Consider the following 17,043-nt stretch of genomic DNA (forward strand, 5'->3'; position numbering starts at 1 on the left):
GGCGGTGATGAAGCCGGGGCTGAATCATGCTTACACAATGTTAGGGGGAGTACAGAATGAGTCTCGTAAAAGTACTGCTTGTAGATGATCACGATATGGTGAGAATGGGCCTCAAAACCTATCTGATGCTGGACCCGATGTTTGAAGTGATCGGAGAAGCGGCCAACGGTCATGAAGCGCTGGCGATGCTGCGCGAGCTGGGACAGGAGTCGCTGCCGGATCTGGTGCTGATGGATCTGATGATGCCGGTGATGAACGGGGCTGAGACCACCCGCGCGGTCCTGGCTGAATTCCCCGGGCTCAAGATCGTCATCCTTACCAGCTTCCTGGAGGACGATCTGGTGGTCGATGCGATTGAAGCCGGGGCTGTCAGCTATGTGCTGAAGACCGTCTCGGCAGAAGAGCTGATCTACGCGCTCCAAGGCGCCTATCGCGGCATGCCGGTGATGACCGGCGATGTGTCGCAGGCGCTGACCCGCGGCATCCGCCAGCGCACGGTCCAGGGCGACACCTCCGGCTTGACCGAGCGGGAGAAGGAAGTGCTGCTGCTGATCGCCGAGGGCAAGACGAATAAGGATATCGGCGAGGAGCTGCATATCAGCATCAAGACCGTGAAGACCCATGTCAGCAACCTGCTGATGAAATGCGAGCTGGATGACCGCACCCAGCTGGCGATCTACGCCCACCGCAAGGGCTGGGCGCAGGGGTAGCAGCTTCGGGTTTTTTGACTAAATCTAATGATCTATTGAACCGATAAGGAGGCTATCCGAATAGCAAACGCCAATCTGATGAAGGAAATTAACCTGAATAATCTGCGCCAGGTGATGAAACGGATGGAGACGGCTACAAAACCCCAGCTAGCTGCACTGACCAAGCTAAGCGTAGTAACTGTGAACTCATTAGTTAAGGAGCTGTCCGAGTTAGGGGAGTTGTTTGAAGACTTGGTGGTGCCTTCCAACGGGGGCAGACCCGCACAGACCTATCGCTTTAATTACGATTTCAGTCTCGCGTTGGTGATGTACGTGACAGAAAAAGCGGGAAAAGTACTGATCTCCGTCGCAGTTATCAATTTGAAGGACGATATTCTGATGAAGGATGAGCATATCATCCCGGTTTTCGAAAGAGATTTTTGCTATACAATTATTGAACATGCCCTGAACCGGTATCCTACCATCAAGGTCATTGGCATAGGTATTCCGGGACAGGCGGTAAACGGTGAAATTAAGGTTAGCAGTCTCCGGGAGCTGACGGGCACCCGGTTAATTGAAGAGATTGAGTCCCGGTTTGGTTTGCCTATCCTGGTGGAGAATGATGTGAATGCCGCGATCAGCGGATATTGCATGAAGCATAGCGAAGGCGAAGAGCAATATTTACTGGGTCTCTACTTTCCGAACGGTTACCCGCCGGGTATGGGGATATACCTGCACGGCAGCCTTCTAAAAGGAAATCAGGGGATGTCAGGAGAGGTAAAGTTCCTTCCTGATATGCCTGAGTGGAGCCTGGAGATCCCCCGGGACACATTCATAGCTGCAACCTGCAGGATCTTACAGACGGTGAATGCTGTGCTGGCCCCGGATAGAATTGTCATCTATCAGGACAGAGTGGAGGATGCCGTCTGGACATCGGCCTGGACAGCCTATCAGCTTCAGCACCCCATGCCTGTTTATCCGGAAGTCATCTTACAGCATACCTTTCAGGAAGATTTCGAGAACGGTCTGCGCAGGCTGACCCTGAAGGAGTTAGAGCCGGAGCCCGTTTAGACCTAACGTACTAAGAACCCTTGTTAACTATACAGGGGTTTTTTTGTTGTTTTTGAATCATTCAATCCACTCCTTGACAAAAAATAAGAGAGAGAACATACTTAGTATATATACTTTATAAAGTTTATTTATTAAGTGGTTTTAGGAGGAGAATCATTGTCTACGTATTTTTTGATTATTATTTATCTGGCTTTTATTAGTCTGGGACTTCCCGATTCTTTACTTGGCTCTGCGTGGCCTGTGATCTGGCCAGAGATGGGTTCATCGCTGGGGTCGGCGGGAATCATCTCGATGATTATTGCCGGAGGGACCATCGTGTCCAGTCTGTTCAGCAACACAATCGTGAAGCGCCTGGGGACAGGACGAATTACCTTTGTCAGTTGCCTCTTAACCGCCGCCTCATTGTTCGGATTCTCCGTGTCTCCATCTGTGTTGTGGTTCATTGTAATGGCCGTTCCGCTGGGTCTTGGGGCAGGTGCAGTGGACGCGGCACTGAATCATTATGTGGCTGAACATTACAAGGCTCATCATATGAGCTGGCTGCACTGCTTCTGGGGCGTAGGCGCGACCCTGGGACCCATGATTATGGCAGTCAATCTCGTACACGCCCAGTCCTGGAGAGGGGGATATGCGGTTGTGGTCATCATTCAGTTCGGATTCGCAATGCTTCTGTTAGTGACACTTCCGTTATGGAAAAAGGTTGCTGCCACGCGCGAGCCTCAGCTTCCCGCAGCGCTTAGCAGCACTCTTCCAGAGGAAACGGCAGTGAACCTTAAGCCGCAGGCGAACACCCTCCGCTTGCAGGGCGTTAAGCCTACTCTGTTGACGTTCTTGTTGTACTGCGGGATAGAAGCAATGGTTGGACTGTGGGGCGCCAGTTATCTGGTAGGCGCAAGGGGAGTTGCGCCAGATACAGCAGCGGCCTGGATCTCCGTATACTATGCGGGCATTACAGTTGGCAGGCTGATTACCGGCTTCATCACTTTAAAAGTCCATAACCGCCTGCTTATCCGTTACGGTCAATTGGTGACCATTATAGGCGGAGCTATTCTTGTAATCCCGCTCCATCCGGCCCTCTCGCTTGCAGGCCTGATATTGATTGGTCTTGGCCTCGCACCGGTTTATCCGGGTCTCCTGCATGAGACGCCGGTCCGGTTCGGCAAGGAGAATGCAGCCCGCTTAATCGGGTATCAGATGGCGGTAGCCTATACGGGGACAACGTTAATTCCGCCGTTATTCGGACTTTTATCCGTGCGCACCAGCATTGCCGTTTTCCCCTTTGCTGTACTTACGTTACTGATCTTCATGTTCGGCAGTACAGAGCGTGTGAACCGGCTATTGGGCCAATCCACTTTAGGGAGGGAATAAACGGATGGCTTATATTCTTATATGCGCAATCATCTGGCTGGCCGCCTACTTTCATATGGCCGCATTCAAAGAACCTATGGAGGTGAAGCCTATCCGTAGTGTAGAAGATCTGTTTGATTAATCAACGATCCATCATCGTCTTGGTATCTTTTATCTCCGCTTAAATTGTTTTTAATGTGACCTTAAGGTTTACAGTACAAAATAAGGACATCAAAACAAATAACACTTTGCCTGACACGGCAAGGCGCGGGAGGAAAGTAAACATGGACGATAACAAAAACAACTTCAATCGTGAGAACAACTACAATCGTGATCATGAACCGGGACCGGATCGTGAATGGGACAATAATCATAATGATACTGATAACAGCACTAATTCAACCGCAGAAGGCGGCTCCTACTACTATTCTTACGGACCTTTCAAATCGCTGAACAATGATGAGATGAACGGCAATGACCCGCAGCATTATAACCGCCGCGATCCTGAGCGGGTAGAGGTTACACCGCCACAGCCGGTGAAGTCCTTACCGTATAACACATCGCTTCGCACTACCGGCAATGACGGGAACGGCGGACGCGGCGGCAATCCTCCTGAGGGGGGCAACGGCTGGCAGTACAACCGTAAGCCGAAGAAGCCGGTGAAGGCGGTACTGGTATCTTTTCTCGCCGGAATGGTAGTCTTATCAGGCTCCATGTTCATGGCAGACCGGGGGAACTGGTTCACCGGAGGCCAGGAGGCAGCCACAGTTGCAACGAATCCGGCAGGGAAGACGGCAAGCGGCAATGCTAATATTACACCTTCCACTTCCGCAGCGGCGCTGGTCACCGGCTCGGGAGATGTATCCGGCGTAGTTGAAGGGGTAGGGCCGGCAGTCGTCAAGATTGAGACGCTGGTGAAATCGAACAACTCGCGGAATAGAAGCAGCAGCCCGAATATGAGCGATCCATTCTCACAGTTCTTCTTCGGTGATCAATTCGGCGGCGGAGGTTCCGGTTCGAATAATTCGGAATCCCAGCCGGGCTCGAATAATTCTTCTCCGCAGCTTACACCTTACGGTATTGGTACAGGCTTCATCTATGATTCGAACGGTTATATACTGACCAACCAGCACGTGGTAGATGGTGCCGATGTCATTCAGGTTACCGTAGACGGCACCTCCAAGACTTATGAAGCGAAGCTGCTGGGCTCCAGCAAGGATCTGGATCTCGCCGTACTGAAGATTGAAGGCTCGGACTTCCCGTCTGTGGCGCTTGGCGATTCCGATAGCATTAAGGTCGGCTCAGAGGTTGTGGCGATCGGGAACCCGCAGGGCTTCGACCATACAGTGACAACCGGGGTGCTCAGTGCCAGAGGCCGCAGTATTGATATTGCCGAAGAAGACGGTAGTGGTACAAAAACCTACAAAAATCTGCTGCAAACCGACGCCTCGATCAACCCGGGGAACTCCGGCGGACCGCTGCTCAACATGAATGGCCAGGTCATCGGTATGAACGTTGCAGTAAGCAGAGATGCCCAAGGGATCGGTTTTGCGATTCCGGTAAATACCATTAAAGGCGTGGTAGATAAGCTTGAAGCCAATCAGGAAATTCCTAAGGAACCGGTGCCGTTCATTGGGGCTACTCTGATGACGATTACCGATGAAGTTGCCAAGCAAATGGGGACAACGATTAAAGAAGGCTCTGTAGTAGCTGAAATTGTCTTTAAATCTCCTGCTTATACAGCGGATCTGCGTCCTTACGATATCATTACAGGAATTGACGGAAAGAGCTATGCTACCAGCCAGGATCTGATCACTTACATCCAGACGCTTAAGGTAGGCGATAAGGCGACTCTGAATGTGGTCCGTGACGGCAAAAAGCTGGATCTGCCGGTAACGATCGGCAACAAGAATGATTTCGAGACCACGCAGACTCAGAAGCAATAAGCACATCATGCGGTGGGCGTTAGAGCGGAAGGGGCAACCCTTCCGCTCTGTGCTGTTCGTGTACGGATGCGGAGAGACTGGTGCATCTGATACAATAGAGATATATGAATGAGACAATGGGGGCTGCCGGATGCGACCGAATATACTGATAATTGATGATGATGAGAAAATAACCTCTATGCTCCGCCGCGGGCTGGCCTTTGAGGGCTATGATGTCAAGACGGCGTCCAACGGGGCTGACGGGCTGCGTGCCGTTCTGAACAGTGACCCAGATGTGGTCATTCTGGATGTTATGATGCCCCAGGTGGACGGGTTCGAGGTCTGCCGCCGTCTGCGGGAGGGCGGGAGCAGCGTTCCTGTGCTGATGCTGACGGCAAAGGATGAAATCGAGCACCGGGTGAAGGGGCTGGACCTGGGCGCGGATGACTATCTGGTGAAGCCGTTTGCGCTGGAGGAGCTGCTTGCACGGGTACGGGCACTGCTCCGGCGCAAAAGCGAGCAGGGCGGTAGCCCGGATCAGGCCGTCACCTATGAGGATATTACGCTGGATGTGGATTCCCGGGAAGTGACCCGCGCCGGGCGGCGCCTGGAGCTGACGGCGAAGGAATTCGAGCTGCTTCATCTGTTCATGCAGAATCCGAAGCGGGTGCTCTCCCGCGATCTCATTATGGATAAGATCTGGGGATACGATTACAGCGGGGAATCGAATGTCCTGGAGGTATATATTGCAATGCTGCGTCAGAAGACGGAGGAGCATGGCGGCAAACGACTGATTCAGACGATCCGGGGAGCCGGTTACATCCTAAGAGGTGACTAATATGTCCATACGTTTGCGGCTTACTGCCTGGTATTCGGGAATTCTGGCTGTCATGCTGCTGGTTTTGTCCGGCGTGATCTATGCGTTCGTCTATATTAATACGTACGGCGACTTGAAAAACCGGCTCCAGAATCAATCGCATCAGGTAGAGCTGAAGGCGGGCCTGAGCCCGGACGGAAACCTGCAGCCTGTGCTTGGGGGACCAGCGGGTCAGAGCCTGTTCGCCCAAATGTACATCTATGATCTGGACCGGCTGATTCTAAGCCCAAATATGACCGAAATTAAACTGAAATTCCAGGTTCCCGCCAAGGAGGACCTGCATAACCAGGAGGGATTCCTGCAGGCCAGCTATGGCGGTAACCCCTTCCTGATCTATCAGCGGGCGGTTGATGTAACGCTCAACAACAGTCTGCCTGCGCCTGCTGTCCTTCAGGTCGCCGTCTATACGGGGGAACAGGTCACGCTGCTGAACCGGCTGAAGAATATTCTGCTGGCCGGCTCCTTCGCTACCCTGCTCGCAGCCTTCACCTTCGGCCTCTTCCTGGCCCGCAAGGCGATGAGTCCGATTGGCAAGGTCATTGAAGCTGCGAATGGAATACAGACGGGAACTGACCTTAGCTCGCGGATCGTATATGACGGTCCGCAGGATGAGATCGGACGGCTGATTGAGACGGTGAACAGTATGCTCGGGCGGATGGAAGGCTTCTATACGGGGCTGGAGGAGGCCTATGCCACGCAGCGCCGCTTCGTCTCGGATGCTTCGCATGAGCTGCGGACACCGCTTACAACCATCCGCGGGAATATTGATTTGCTGCAAAAGGTCTGGGAAATGAAGCCGGATGACAGCCGGATGTCTGAGGCGGATATCCGCCAGCTCTCAATTGAATCGGTGAAGGATATCGCCGATGAAGCGGCACGCATGAGCCGTCTGGTAGCGGATATGCTCTCCCTGGCCCGGGCGGATACCGGCCGGACCTTCGAGATCGAGCCGGTAGCGCTGGAGCCGATGATGACTGAGGTAGCCCGCCGGGCGTCCTTCCTGACGCGCGAAGCGGAGTGGTCTGTAGGTGAGATGGGCCATCTGAATGGTAAGTATATCCTGGGGAATAAGGATTACCTGCAGCAGATGATGTTTATTTTCATTGACAATGCGTTCAAATACACTCCGGCCGGTGAGGTAACGCTGGATGCATTGCTGTATCAGAATCAGGTGGGAATCCGCATTGCTGATACGGGAATCGGGATGGACAAAGATGAGGTGCCGCATATCTTCGACCGCTTCTACCGTGCAGATGAATCCAGAGGAATTACGGAAGGCATCGGGCTAGGACTGTCCATTGCCAAATGGATTATTGAGGAGCACGGAGGCTCTGTTGAGGTGGTCACCCGTCAGGGGGAAGGGACGACCTTTGTGATCTGGCTGCCGCTTCTCTTTGCCCCGCCGCTGGAATAGGGTATAATTGAGTGGCTCCTATTACAGCAGTCATTGACAGCAGAAAGCGGTGAATTCATGGAAGTCATCAAAATCTCTCCCCGGGGTTATTGCTATGGCGTCGTCGATGCTATGGTGATGGCACGGCAGGCTGCGCAGAATCTGGATCTGCCCCGGCCGATTTATATACTGGGCATGATTGTGCACAACAGCCATGTCACGAACTCCTTCGAGGATGACGGAATTATTACGCTGGACGGGCATAACCGTCTGGATATTCTAGATAAAATAGATAAGGGAACAGTCATCTTCACAGCCCACGGCGTATCGCCTGAAGTACGTAAGGTGGCACGCGCCAAAGGCCTGACTACGGTGGATGCTACTTGCCCGGATGTGACGAAGACGCACGACCTGATCAAGGAGAAGGTTGATGAGGGCTGCGAGATTATCTATATTGGCAAGAAAGGCCACCCGGAGCCGGAAGGTGCGGTGGGAATTGCGCCGGAGCATGTCCATCTGATCGAGAAAGAAGAGGACATTGCCGGCCTCTCTATCCCTTCCTCACGGATTGTCATTACGAACCAGACCACAATGAGCCAGTGGGATATCAAGCATATTATGCGCAAGCTGCTGGAGACCTTCCCTGGTGCCGAAGTTCATAATGAGATTTGTATGGCTACGCAAGTGCGGCAGGAGGCTGTCGCTGAGCAGGCGGGCCAGTGCGAGCTGGTTATTGTGGTCGGTGATCCGCGCAGCAATAACTCCAACCGCTTGGCGCAGGTATCAGAGGAGATCGCGGGAGTTACAGCCTATCGCATCTCGGATGTATCCGAGATGAATACAGAATGGCTGAAGGGAATCACCAAGGTAGGTGTGACTTCCGGCGCTTCTACGCCGACGCCGATCACCAAGGAAGTCATTAATTATCTGGAGCAGTATGACGAAGCGAAGCCGGAGACCTGGGAGATCAAGCGCACAGTCAATATGGCGAAGCTTCTGCCTCCTGTGAAGAACAAGACTGCCAGCACCAGCTGACAGGTCTGCATAACAATAACGATGAACTCATAGCGGATAACCGGCAGTGCGGCCTGAGAGGGCTGTGCTGCTTTCTTCGTTTTTGCCACATAGAATTCACACGGAACGGGGAATAATGGTTGACTGAAAGGGGAATATGCGATAAAATTACTTTAGTGCTTAAAAGCGTACACGCGTCGTAGCGAAATAGTAAATCAGAGAATTAGCAGTGTGCCGGTCTATCCAACAACACTAATACGGGTCCAAAAGGGGAGCTATAATATGATCGTTATTACATCCAACCAAACACCTCAGGAACAGGTGAGTGAGATTATTGCCGTGATTGAGAAGGAAGGCTTGCAGGTCCATCTCTCTGTAGGGGCTGACCATACCGTAATCGGACTGGTAGGGGGCGTCACTCCGAAGCTAGCCGAGCATCTTCGCCAGATGAAGGGCGTGGAGAATGTAGTTAAGATTACCAAATCCTATAAGCTGGCGAGCCGCGACTTCCATCCGGAGGATACGGTTATCGATATCCGCGGAGTGAAGATCGGCGGGGAGAACTTGGTTATTATGGGCGGTCCGTGTGCCGTAGAATCTCCGGAGCAGATCGATGAGATTGCCCGGCTGGTCAAGGCTTCCGGCGGCCAGGTACTGCGCGGAGGTGCCTTCAAGCCGCGTACCGGACCTTACAGCTTCCAAGGGGTTGGCGTGGAAGGGCTGACAATGATGGCGGAAGCCGGCAAACGTCACGGCCTGCTGACCATTACTGAGGTCATGACGCCGGAATACGTGGATATTTGTGCTGAGCATGCGGATATTCTGCAGGTAGGTACACGCAACATGCAGAACTTTGACCTGCTGCGCAAGCTGGGGACCTGCGGCCGTCCTGTGCTGTTGAAGCGCGGGTTCAGTGCGACCTATGATGAGCTGCTGAACGCGGCAGAATACATTCTCGCGGGGGGCAACCGGGATGTCATGCTGTGCGAGCGCGGCATCCGTACCTTCGAGACTTACACGCGTAACACGCTGGATCTGTCGGCCATTCCTGTGTTGCAGAACCTCAGCCATCTGCCTGTAATCTCTGACCCGAGCCACGGCACCGGACGCCGCGAACTGGTAGCCCCTATGGCCAAGGCCTCGGTTGCTGCAGGCGCCAACGGTCTGATCATCGAGATGCATACCGACCCCGATAACTCCATGACCGGAGACGGCGTTCAGTCTCTGTTCCCTGAGCAATTCGACAGCCTGCTGCGGGATCTGGAGAAGCTGGCACCGCTGGTGGGCCGCAAGTTCTCTCCGTCTCTGGAGGCTGCGCCTGTAGTATGATTGTCAACGAATAATGACTATTGAACAGCTCTCTTCTCCCGCTTCAGGCTGGAGGATGAGAGCTGTTTTTGCTGCATATTGGACAAAGGTGACATGGAATCCGGATGAAATTGGTATTTTCACCAAAGCGTCAGAATATCTCACATTGTCGCAAGAAATACCTGACATAAGCATTGACGATGTTAGGTATGCGATTTATAATGACGACAGCAAAAAAATAAAAACAAGAACATTTGATACGATGAGCGGCCTAATGTTCGGAATCTGGGGAGGAATTAAGCATGTCGGTTGAAAAAGTATTGCAGACGATCAAGGAAAACAATATCGAGTGGGTGGATTTCCGGTTTGTAGATTTGGGTGGACGTGCTCACCATATCTCTTTGCCAGCATCCGCAGTTGAAGAAGAAACCTTTGTAAATGGAGTAGCATTCGATGGTTCTTCCATTACAGGCTTCCGGGGGATTGAAGAGTCGGATATGGTAATGATGCCTGATCCAAGCACCACTTACATTGACCCGTTCACTGCTCACCCGACACTGAACATTATGTGCGACATTTTCACGCCTGATGGCGAACGTTATGAGCGCGACCCGCGCGGTATCGCAGTGAAGGCTGAAGAATTCCTGCAATCCAGCGGTGTAGGTACAGCAGCATTCTTCGCACCTGAATCCGAGTTCTTCATCTTCGACGATGTCCGTTACGAGAGCGGAATGAACACTTCCTCCTTCTACGTAGATTCCGAGGAAGCAGCATGGAACACTGGCCGCAAGGAAGAAGGCGGCAACATGGCATTCAAGGTTGGCGTGAAGGGCGGATACGTGCCTGTAGCTCCAGTGGATTCCCAGCAGGATATCCGCAGTGAAATGTGCCGTTTGCTTGGTGAAGCCGGCCTCGAAATCGAGCGTCATCATCACGAAGTAGCAACAGCAGGCCAGGCGGAAATCAACTTCCGTTTCGACACCTTGAAGAAAACAGCTGATAATCTCCTCACTTACAAATACATTGTGCAGAACACTGCACGCCAATACGGCAAGGTAGCCACCTTCATGCCAAAACCGCTGTTCGGCGATAACGGTAGCGGAATGCACGTTCACCAATCGATCTTCAACGGCAGCGAGCCTTTGTTCTATGAAAAAGGTGCCTATGCCAACCTGAGTGAAATGGCGCTGCACTACATCGGCGGTATCCTGTATCATGCTCCTGCATTGATCGCGCTGACGAACCCAAGCACCAACTCGTTCAAGCGTCTGGTTCCTGGCTATGAAGCACCGGTCAACCTGGTCTATTCCAAGGGGAACCGTTCCGCTGCTGTCCGTATCCCGGTAGCTGCTGTAACACCTAAGGGCTGTCGCATCGAATTCCGTACACCGGACTCTACGGCTAACCCATACCTGGCCTTCTCCGCTATGCTGATGGCTGGTCTGGACGGAATTAAGAAGAAGATCAACCCTGAAGAAATGGGCTACGGTCCGCTGGACAAGAACATCTACGAATTATCTGATGCAGACAAAGAGAAGATCCGCAGCGTTCCGGGTACCCTGGACGAAGCTCTGGATGCACTGGAAGCTGACTTCGAATTCCTGACAGAGGGCGGCGTATTCACCAAAGACTTCATCGATAACTATATCGCCCTGAAGCGTTCCGAAGCTCAAGCCGTTGCCATCCGCGTTCATCCGCATGAATACTCCCTGTACTTCGACGTATAAGCTTATAAGATAAGCTAGTGTAAAACTAGCTGGATAGAGAGGCCTCTGGAATCTTTTGATTCCGGGGGCTTTTTGTGTTTTTTTCGTGTAAACAAACTTTCAGGGGTGGCAGTTCGTGCTGGAGGGAGAGGCGAGAGGTGGAAGTAGAGAGGTGAAAGGTGAAAGGGATAACCCCCACTGTTGCTGCTGCTGATTAAACTGAGGGAGAGTAAATATGAGGAGCATAAGTGCACCTGAATCCGGGGAAGTTGTGTGCTAGTTGAGCAAATGTGAAGCCCTGTTCTCATTTGTCGCAAATAGCTTAATATTGTGGTTTCGTAAATTTTCGTTACTAAAATAGTGTTAATGTAATAAAATTACAATTAAATGTGATTCTCTGAGCTTTAGAGTATTAATTTTGCACATTAATCTCTGCTCATAAGTCACAAATAACGCTTTACAAAGGAAAATAACGGTGTAATAATGAAACCGAAACCGATTTCGGAAAGCGGTACCGGGCTTTGCGATTATGTAGTCATACGCAATCAAGAATACGTCTGCTGTTAGGAAAAGGGAGGATGAATGTATTGAAGGATCAATCAAAGGTGTCAAGATCAGGCTGGAGCTTCACCGGGAATAACGGAGACTTTCGGCTGGAGCAGCCGGACCGGAGCAGCTTTTTATATTTTCCGCTGGTGAATGAAGGGGGCATGATGTCCTCGGTCAGTCCTAGGCTGCATGGTCAGGCCACTTCGGGCCATAATACCTTTCTGACACCGCCAATCTCCGTGGAGGATCTGCATAACTCCCGCGCCTCGCGCAATTTCTGGGTGTACATTGAAGGCAAGGGCGCCTGGTCGGCTGCCGGCAATTCTGCACGGCAGAATGCGGCGTTCTATGGCGAAGCAGCAGATGAATCCTTGCTGGAGGCAGGACTTCTGTGGCATCGGGTGACGCGGGAGAGTAAGGAGCTGGGGCTGAGAGCGGAGATCACAAGCTTCGTACCCTGCGGCAACGACAAGGTTGAACTGATGAAGGTGGTACTTACGAACAGCGGTACAGAGGCGCTTACGCTGACATCTACAGCAGCTATTCCGTTGTATGCGCGTTCTGCGGATGATCTGCGCGATCACCGGCATGTCACCTCGCTGCTGAACCGGATCTATACTTCGGCGTATGGCGTAGAGGTGCAGCCTGCGCTGTCCTTCGACGAACGCGGCCACCGGGTGAATCATACTTCGTACGGGGTATTCGGGGCTGGTGAGGGCGGAGCGCTGCCAACCGGATTATTCCCGGTGCAGGAGGAATTCATCGGCGAGGGCGGGAGCCTGGACTGGCCGGAAGCGGTCGTGAACAATCTGGCGCCGCCGATTGGAGAAGATGGCGGAGTGCCTTGGGAAGGATATGAGGCGCTGGGTGGTTTGCGGTTCGCCGCAATCACTTTGGAGCCGGGTCAGAGTCATTCTTATGTCGTAGTCATGGCGATTGACAATGATAGAATCGATGTGCAGGCACTGATGGCCAAATATGGATCTGCTGCGGCTTTTGACGCGTTGCTTGATGAGAATAAACGCTTCTGGGCGGATAAAGTCAATACGGTAGAATTCCATACCGGAGATCATGCCGCCGACGAATGGATGAAATGGGTCACGCTGCAGCCGGTGCTGCGCAGGCTATACGGCAACTCGTTCCTGCCTTATCACGATTATGGCAGAGGGGGACGCGGCTGGCGCGATCTCTGGCAGGATTGCCTGGCTCTGTTGATTATGGAGCCTGCGGATGTGCGCAGCCTGCTGCTGAACAACTATGCCGGAGTTCGAATTGACGGCAGCAATGCGACGATCATCGGGCAGCAGCCGGGCGAATTCATTGCCGACCGCAACAATATTCCCCGGGTCTGGATGGACCATGGTGCGTGGCCGTTCCTGACTACCATGCTATACCTGGATCAGAGCGGGGATCTGGACTTCCTGCTGCAGGAGCAGACTTATTTCCGTGATACCTTCATGAACCGCTGTAAGGACCGCGACGCCTCCTGGGAGCCGGGGGCAGGAAGCAGTCTGCGGACAACTGCGGGCGAAGAATATACAGGTACTATTCTGGAGCATATCCTGCTGCAGAATCTGGTTCCTTTCTTCAATGTGGGTGAGCACAATAACATCCTTCTGGAAGGCGCAGACTGGAACGATGGCCTCGATATGGCAGCACAGCGGGGCGAAAGTGTTACATTCACAGCCTTCTATGCCAGCAACCTGCTCGATCTGTCCAAACTGCTGGTTACCCTGAAGGAACGGACTGGCGGAGATACACTGGAGCTGGCCGAAGAGATGGTGCTGCTGCTTGACTCGCTCGGCCAAGCTGTCGATTATGAATCGGTGACGGCCAAGCATGAGCTGCTAAGCCGCTTCTATGCTGCTGCACCGAATAAGGTGAGCGGGGTAAGAGCCGTGCTGACGCTTGAAGAGGTTGCAGCAGATCTCGCCCGTAAGGCGGAATGGATCTTCGATCACCTGCGCCGCAATGAATGGGTAGAGAGCGGACACGGTGACGGCTGGTTCAACGGCTATTATAATAATGACGGTGAACGTGTAGAAGGGGAATGGGCGGAGAGCACACGGATGACGCTTACCGGTCAGGTCTTCCCGCTCCTCGGCCACGCTGCTGCTCCAGAGCAGATTCCTGCGATCATCTCTGCGGTAGAGCGCAATCTGTACGATGAGAAAATCGGCTACCGTCTGAACAGCAACTTCGGCGGCATTCAGCAGAATCTGGGCCGGGCATTCGGCTTCGCCTTCGGACACAAGGAGAACGGAGCCATGTTCAGCCACATGACCGTTATGTACGGCAATGCGCTGTATAAGCGCGGATACGTTAAAGAAGGCCGCAAGGTGCTGGATTCACTGTATAATCTGAGTGCGAACTTCGAGGTGAGCCGGATGTATCCCGGAATTCCGGAATATATCAATGAGCAGGGCAGAGGAATGTATACGTATCTGACAGGCTCGGCAAGCTGGCTGCTGCTGACGATGGTAACTGAGGTGTTTGGCGTCAAAGGCAAGCTCGGCGACCTGCTGCTGCAGCCGAAGCTGGTGAATGAACAGTTTGACGGCGATAAGAGCGCCTCGATCAAGACTATCTTTGCCGGACGCGAGCTGAAAGTCGTCTATATGGCCTCTGGAAGCACGGAATACGGAGAGTATCAAATACACGCAGCCCGCTTGAACGGGGCTGAGGTAACGCTTCAGCGCGTCTCAGAGGGTGCTGTGATTCCACGCAGCCTGTTGACAGACCTGCCTGAAGGAGAAATTCATCTGCTGGAGGTAGAGCTGGCCTAAAGCCGGAGCTGCTGAATTCTATCGCCTGCTCTGCCGGTCCGCGCGGAGCAGGCGTTTTAATATCCAAATAACCCGTATAGAATGGGCTTGGAAATGCTATGATAGGATGTGCTGCGTCCAACCAGGACAGAAAGGAAAGAGATCAATGACACGTATACTATCCAATGGAGTACTGACCGTAGAGATTGCTGATGTGGGAGCCTATGGAGGCACCCGTTTTGACTGGACAGGATTTATTACAGGCGTGAAGCTGGACGAGGGCGGGCATACCTTTTGTGTTCCGGAAAGTCTGGTGCCTGGGCAGGGTACTGGAGGGATAGGCCTCTGCAATGAGTTTGGCATTTCCCGGGCAATTGGCTATGAAGATGCTGCTCCTGGGGAATGGTTCCCCAAGCCCGGCATCGGGCTGCTGCAGAAGCAAAGTGATGAGCCTTATTCATTCGTCGGGGAGTATCCGCTTAAGCCATTCCCGATCACTGAAGAGTGGAGCGAAGACTCGGTTACATACACTGTGCAGCCGCTGGAATGCCGGGGCTACAGCATGCGGCTGGTCAAGACATTGAAGCTTGAAGATAACCGGCTGGATATTTCCTACAGGATAGAGAATACAGGGACCGAAGCGCTGCGGATTGAAGAGTATATTCATAATTTTGTCGGCATTGATGGGGCGCTGGTAGGGACGGATTATGAGCTTAGGCTGCCGGGAACGCCCCAGATCGTAGCCCCGGAATCGGCGTATACGGAGAATTTGCTCAGCATAGACGGGAATAGCCTGACATGGGCCGGGGAACCGGACCGCCAATTCTATTGCAGACTCGAAGGCTGGGAGCAGGCGGAGGCGGACTATTACTGGGAGCTGATCCATAAGCCTACTGGGGCCTGCATCAGAGAGAGCGGAGATTTCGCTGCTGAGCGGATTGCGCTGTGGGGAGACAAGCATGTAATTTCACCCGAGGTTTTTGCAGACATCACTATTTTACCGCGTCACAGCAAGGGTTGGAGCCGCAGATACCTGTTTTCAGCCTCCTGATTGCGGCCTAGCTTACCTCATATGTGAATAATTATACTTGCTGGTGTTTATCGTTATCTGCTATCATAGCGATATCCATATTCATAGGAGAGAAAGGGTGGGAGTTATTTTGAGCAAGAGAGCATACAATTTTAATGCCGGTCCGGCCGCATTGCCGCTGGCAGTATTGGAACGTGCACAGGCGGAGTTCGTTGAATTCCGGGAGAGCGGAATGTCCATTATGGAGATGTCGCACCGCGGGGCGATATACGAATCCGTGCATAATGAAGCTCAGGAACGCCTGCTTTCGCTCCTCGGCAATCCGCAGGGCTACAAGGTATTGTTCATCCAGGGCGGAGCAAGCACACAGTTCGCCATGGTTCCGATGAACCTTATCGCTGAAGGCCAGGTCGGCAGTTATGTCATGACAGGAAGCTGGGCGGACAAAGCCCTGAAGGAAGCCAAGCTGACAGGCGGCGGTCATGTAGCCGCATCCTCCGCAGACAAGAAATTCCTGGCTATTCCTGAGCTTAGCAGCATCAAGGCTGCGGACAATGCCGCTTACCTGCATATCACCTCGAATGAGACGATTGAAGGCACGCAGTATGCACAGTATCCTGATGCCGGTAACATTCCGCTGGTTGCCGATATGTCCAGTGATATTCTGAGCCGCGACTTCGATGTGAACCAATTCGGTCTGATCTATGCCGGTGCGCAGAAGAATCTCGGACCGTCGGGCGTTACCGTAGTGATTGCCAAGGAAGAGCTGATCGCAAGTTCTCCGGCGAATATTCCGACGATTCTGCGGTATGATACTCATTACAAGAACAACTCTCTCTACAATACGCCGCCATCCTTCTCTGTATATATGGTTAACGAAGTGTTAAAATGGATTGAGGAACAGGGCGGGCTTGCCGGCACTGAAGCCAAAAACCGTGACAAAGCAGGTCTCCTGTATGATTATATCGACGGCAGCGACGGCTTCTACCGCGGAGTTGCGGAAGAAGGCAGCCGTTCCATCATGAATGTAACGTTCCGGATGCAATCGGAGGAGCTGGAGAAGCAGTTCATCAAAGCTTCCGAAGCGGAAGGCTTTGTCGGCCTCAAGGGACACCGCAGCGTAGGCGGCTTACGGGCTTCGATCTACAACGCAGTCCCACATGAGAGCGTTAAGGCGCTGGCTGATTTCATGAAGCATTTCCGGCAAACTCAAGGGTAATGAAAGAACGTTCCTGACCTTCCGCCTGGCAGCGGAAGGTTTCTTCTTGCCCGCAGCCAGGATCATTGAGCCCGGCCTGTGTCCGGCCTGTATCTGCAAGCAGCATCAAGAATACATCACAGGGCCATGGAGGACACGGCGGATACTTAC

The 17,043-nt window shown here is 52.8% G+C and carries 13 protein-coding genes; all 13 read left to right on the forward strand.

The genetic code is table 11. The annotated features are described in order from the left end of the window. The first annotated feature begins 56 nt into the window (after window positions 1-56). The 13 genes from NYE26_RS07410 to serC all read left to right on the forward strand — a co-directional run bounded on the left by NYE26_RS07410 (window position 57) and on the right by serC (window position 16,893). A complete protein-coding gene (locus NYE26_RS07410; protein WP_036722382.1) occupies window positions 57-710 on the forward strand; it encodes a response regulator transcription factor in 654 nt (217 codons plus the stop codon). A 54-nt stretch (window positions 711-764) separates the two neighbouring features. Continuing rightward, the gene (locus NYE26_RS07415; RefSeq protein WP_339257387.1) at window positions 765-1,760 is read left to right on the forward strand and encodes an ROK family protein; all 996 of its coding nucleotides are present in this window, start codon (window positions 765-767) and stop codon (window positions 1,758-1,760) included. Window positions 1,761-1,916: 156 nt separating this feature from the next. Beyond that, window positions 1,917-3,128 carry an MFS transporter gene (locus NYE26_RS07420; RefSeq protein ID WP_339254984.1) on the forward strand — a complete coding sequence of 404 codons (1,212 nt, stop codon included), beginning with the start codon at window positions 1,917-1,919 and terminating at the stop codon, window positions 3,126-3,128. Between the two features lie 263 nt (window positions 3,129-3,391). Continuing rightward, entirely contained in the window at window positions 3,392-5,053 is a 1,662-nt protein-coding gene (locus NYE26_RS07425; protein ID WP_339254985.1) for a trypsin-like peptidase domain-containing protein, read from the forward strand. 130 nt (window positions 5,054-5,183) lie between these two features. Beyond that, a complete protein-coding gene (locus NYE26_RS07430; RefSeq protein WP_036722376.1) occupies window positions 5,184-5,870 on the forward strand; it encodes a response regulator transcription factor in 687 nt (228 codons plus the stop codon). Between the two features lies 1 nt (window position 5,871). Beyond that, complete coding sequence (locus NYE26_RS07435) at window positions 5,872-7,323, forward strand: HAMP domain-containing sensor histidine kinase (protein ID WP_209872944.1); 1,452 nt, start codon at window positions 5,872-5,874, stop codon at window positions 7,321-7,323. Between the two features lie 57 nt (window positions 7,324-7,380). Then, a complete protein-coding gene (locus NYE26_RS07440; protein ID WP_036722368.1) occupies window positions 7,381-8,337 on the forward strand; it encodes a 4-hydroxy-3-methylbut-2-enyl diphosphate reductase in 957 nt (318 codons plus the stop codon). Window positions 8,338-8,598: 261 nt separating this feature from the next. Beyond that, window positions 8,599-9,645 (forward strand): 3-deoxy-7-phosphoheptulonate synthase, encoded by a 1,047-nt coding sequence (aroF, locus tag NYE26_RS07445; protein WP_339254986.1) that lies wholly within the window; start codon window positions 8,599-8,601, stop codon window positions 9,643-9,645. Window positions 9,646-9,658: 13 nt separating this feature from the next. Continuing rightward, a complete protein-coding gene (locus tag NYE26_RS07450) occupies window positions 9,659-9,937 on the forward strand; it encodes a hypothetical protein (RefSeq protein WP_076079776.1) in 279 nt (92 codons plus the stop codon). Next, window positions 9,927-11,351, forward strand: a complete 1,425-nt coding sequence (gene glnA, locus NYE26_RS07455) for a type I glutamate--ammonia ligase (RefSeq protein WP_036722362.1) — start codon at window positions 9,927-9,929, stop codon at window positions 11,349-11,351. The genes NYE26_RS07450 and glnA overlap by 11 nt, the downstream gene beginning before the upstream one ends. A 566-nt stretch (window positions 11,352-11,917) precedes the next feature. Next, entirely contained in the window at window positions 11,918-14,665 is a 2,748-nt protein-coding gene (locus tag NYE26_RS07460; protein WP_339254987.1) for a cellobiose phosphorylase, read from the forward strand. Window positions 14,666-14,810: 145 nt separating this feature from the next. Continuing rightward, a complete protein-coding gene (locus tag NYE26_RS07465; protein WP_339254988.1) occupies window positions 14,811-15,695 on the forward strand; it encodes a hypothetical protein in 885 nt (294 codons plus the stop codon). A 106-nt stretch (window positions 15,696-15,801) separates the two neighbouring features. Beyond that, the gene (gene serC / locus NYE26_RS07470; protein WP_036722639.1) at window positions 15,802-16,893 is read left to right on the forward strand and encodes a 3-phosphoserine/phosphohydroxythreonine transaminase; all 1,092 of its coding nucleotides are present in this window, start codon (window positions 15,802-15,804) and stop codon (window positions 16,891-16,893) included. Window positions 16,894-17,043 lie beyond the last annotated feature (150 nt).

This window comes from Paenibacillus sp. FSL P2-0136 (assembly GCF_037975325.1).
Taxonomy (GTDB): Bacteria; Bacillota; Bacilli; order Paenibacillales; family Paenibacillaceae; genus Paenibacillus_AQ; species Paenibacillus_AQ silagei.

Excerpts from the sequence above, each read along its gene's own strand:
- NYE26_RS07450 (WP_076079776.1), top strand. The coding sequence starts at position 9,659 with ATGACTATTGAACAGCTCTCTTCTCCCGCTTCAGGCTGGAGGATGAGA.
- NYE26_RS07440 (WP_036722368.1), top strand. The coding sequence starts at position 7,381 with ATGGAAGTCATCAAAATCTCTCCCCGGGGTTATTGCTATGGCGTCGTC.
- NYE26_RS07410 (WP_036722382.1), top strand. The coding sequence starts at position 57 with ATGAGTCTCGTAAAAGTACTGCTTGTAGATGATCACGATATGGTGAGA.
- NYE26_RS07425 (WP_339254985.1), top strand. The coding sequence starts at position 3,392 with ATGGACGATAACAAAAACAACTTCAATCGTGAGAACAACTACAATCGT.
- NYE26_RS07430 (WP_036722376.1), top strand. The coding sequence starts at position 5,184 with ATGCGACCGAATATACTGATAATTGATGATGATGAGAAAATAACCTCT.
- aroF (WP_339254986.1), top strand. The coding sequence starts at position 8,599 with ATGATCGTTATTACATCCAACCAAACACCTCAGGAACAGGTGAGTGAG.
- glnA (WP_036722362.1), top strand. The coding sequence starts at position 9,927 with ATGTCGGTTGAAAAAGTATTGCAGACGATCAAGGAAAACAATATCGAG.
- NYE26_RS07465 (WP_339254988.1), top strand. The coding sequence starts at position 14,811 with ATGACACGTATACTATCCAATGGAGTACTGACCGTAGAGATTGCTGAT.
- NYE26_RS07435 (WP_209872944.1), top strand. The coding sequence starts at position 5,872 with ATGTCCATACGTTTGCGGCTTACTGCCTGGTATTCGGGAATTCTGGCT.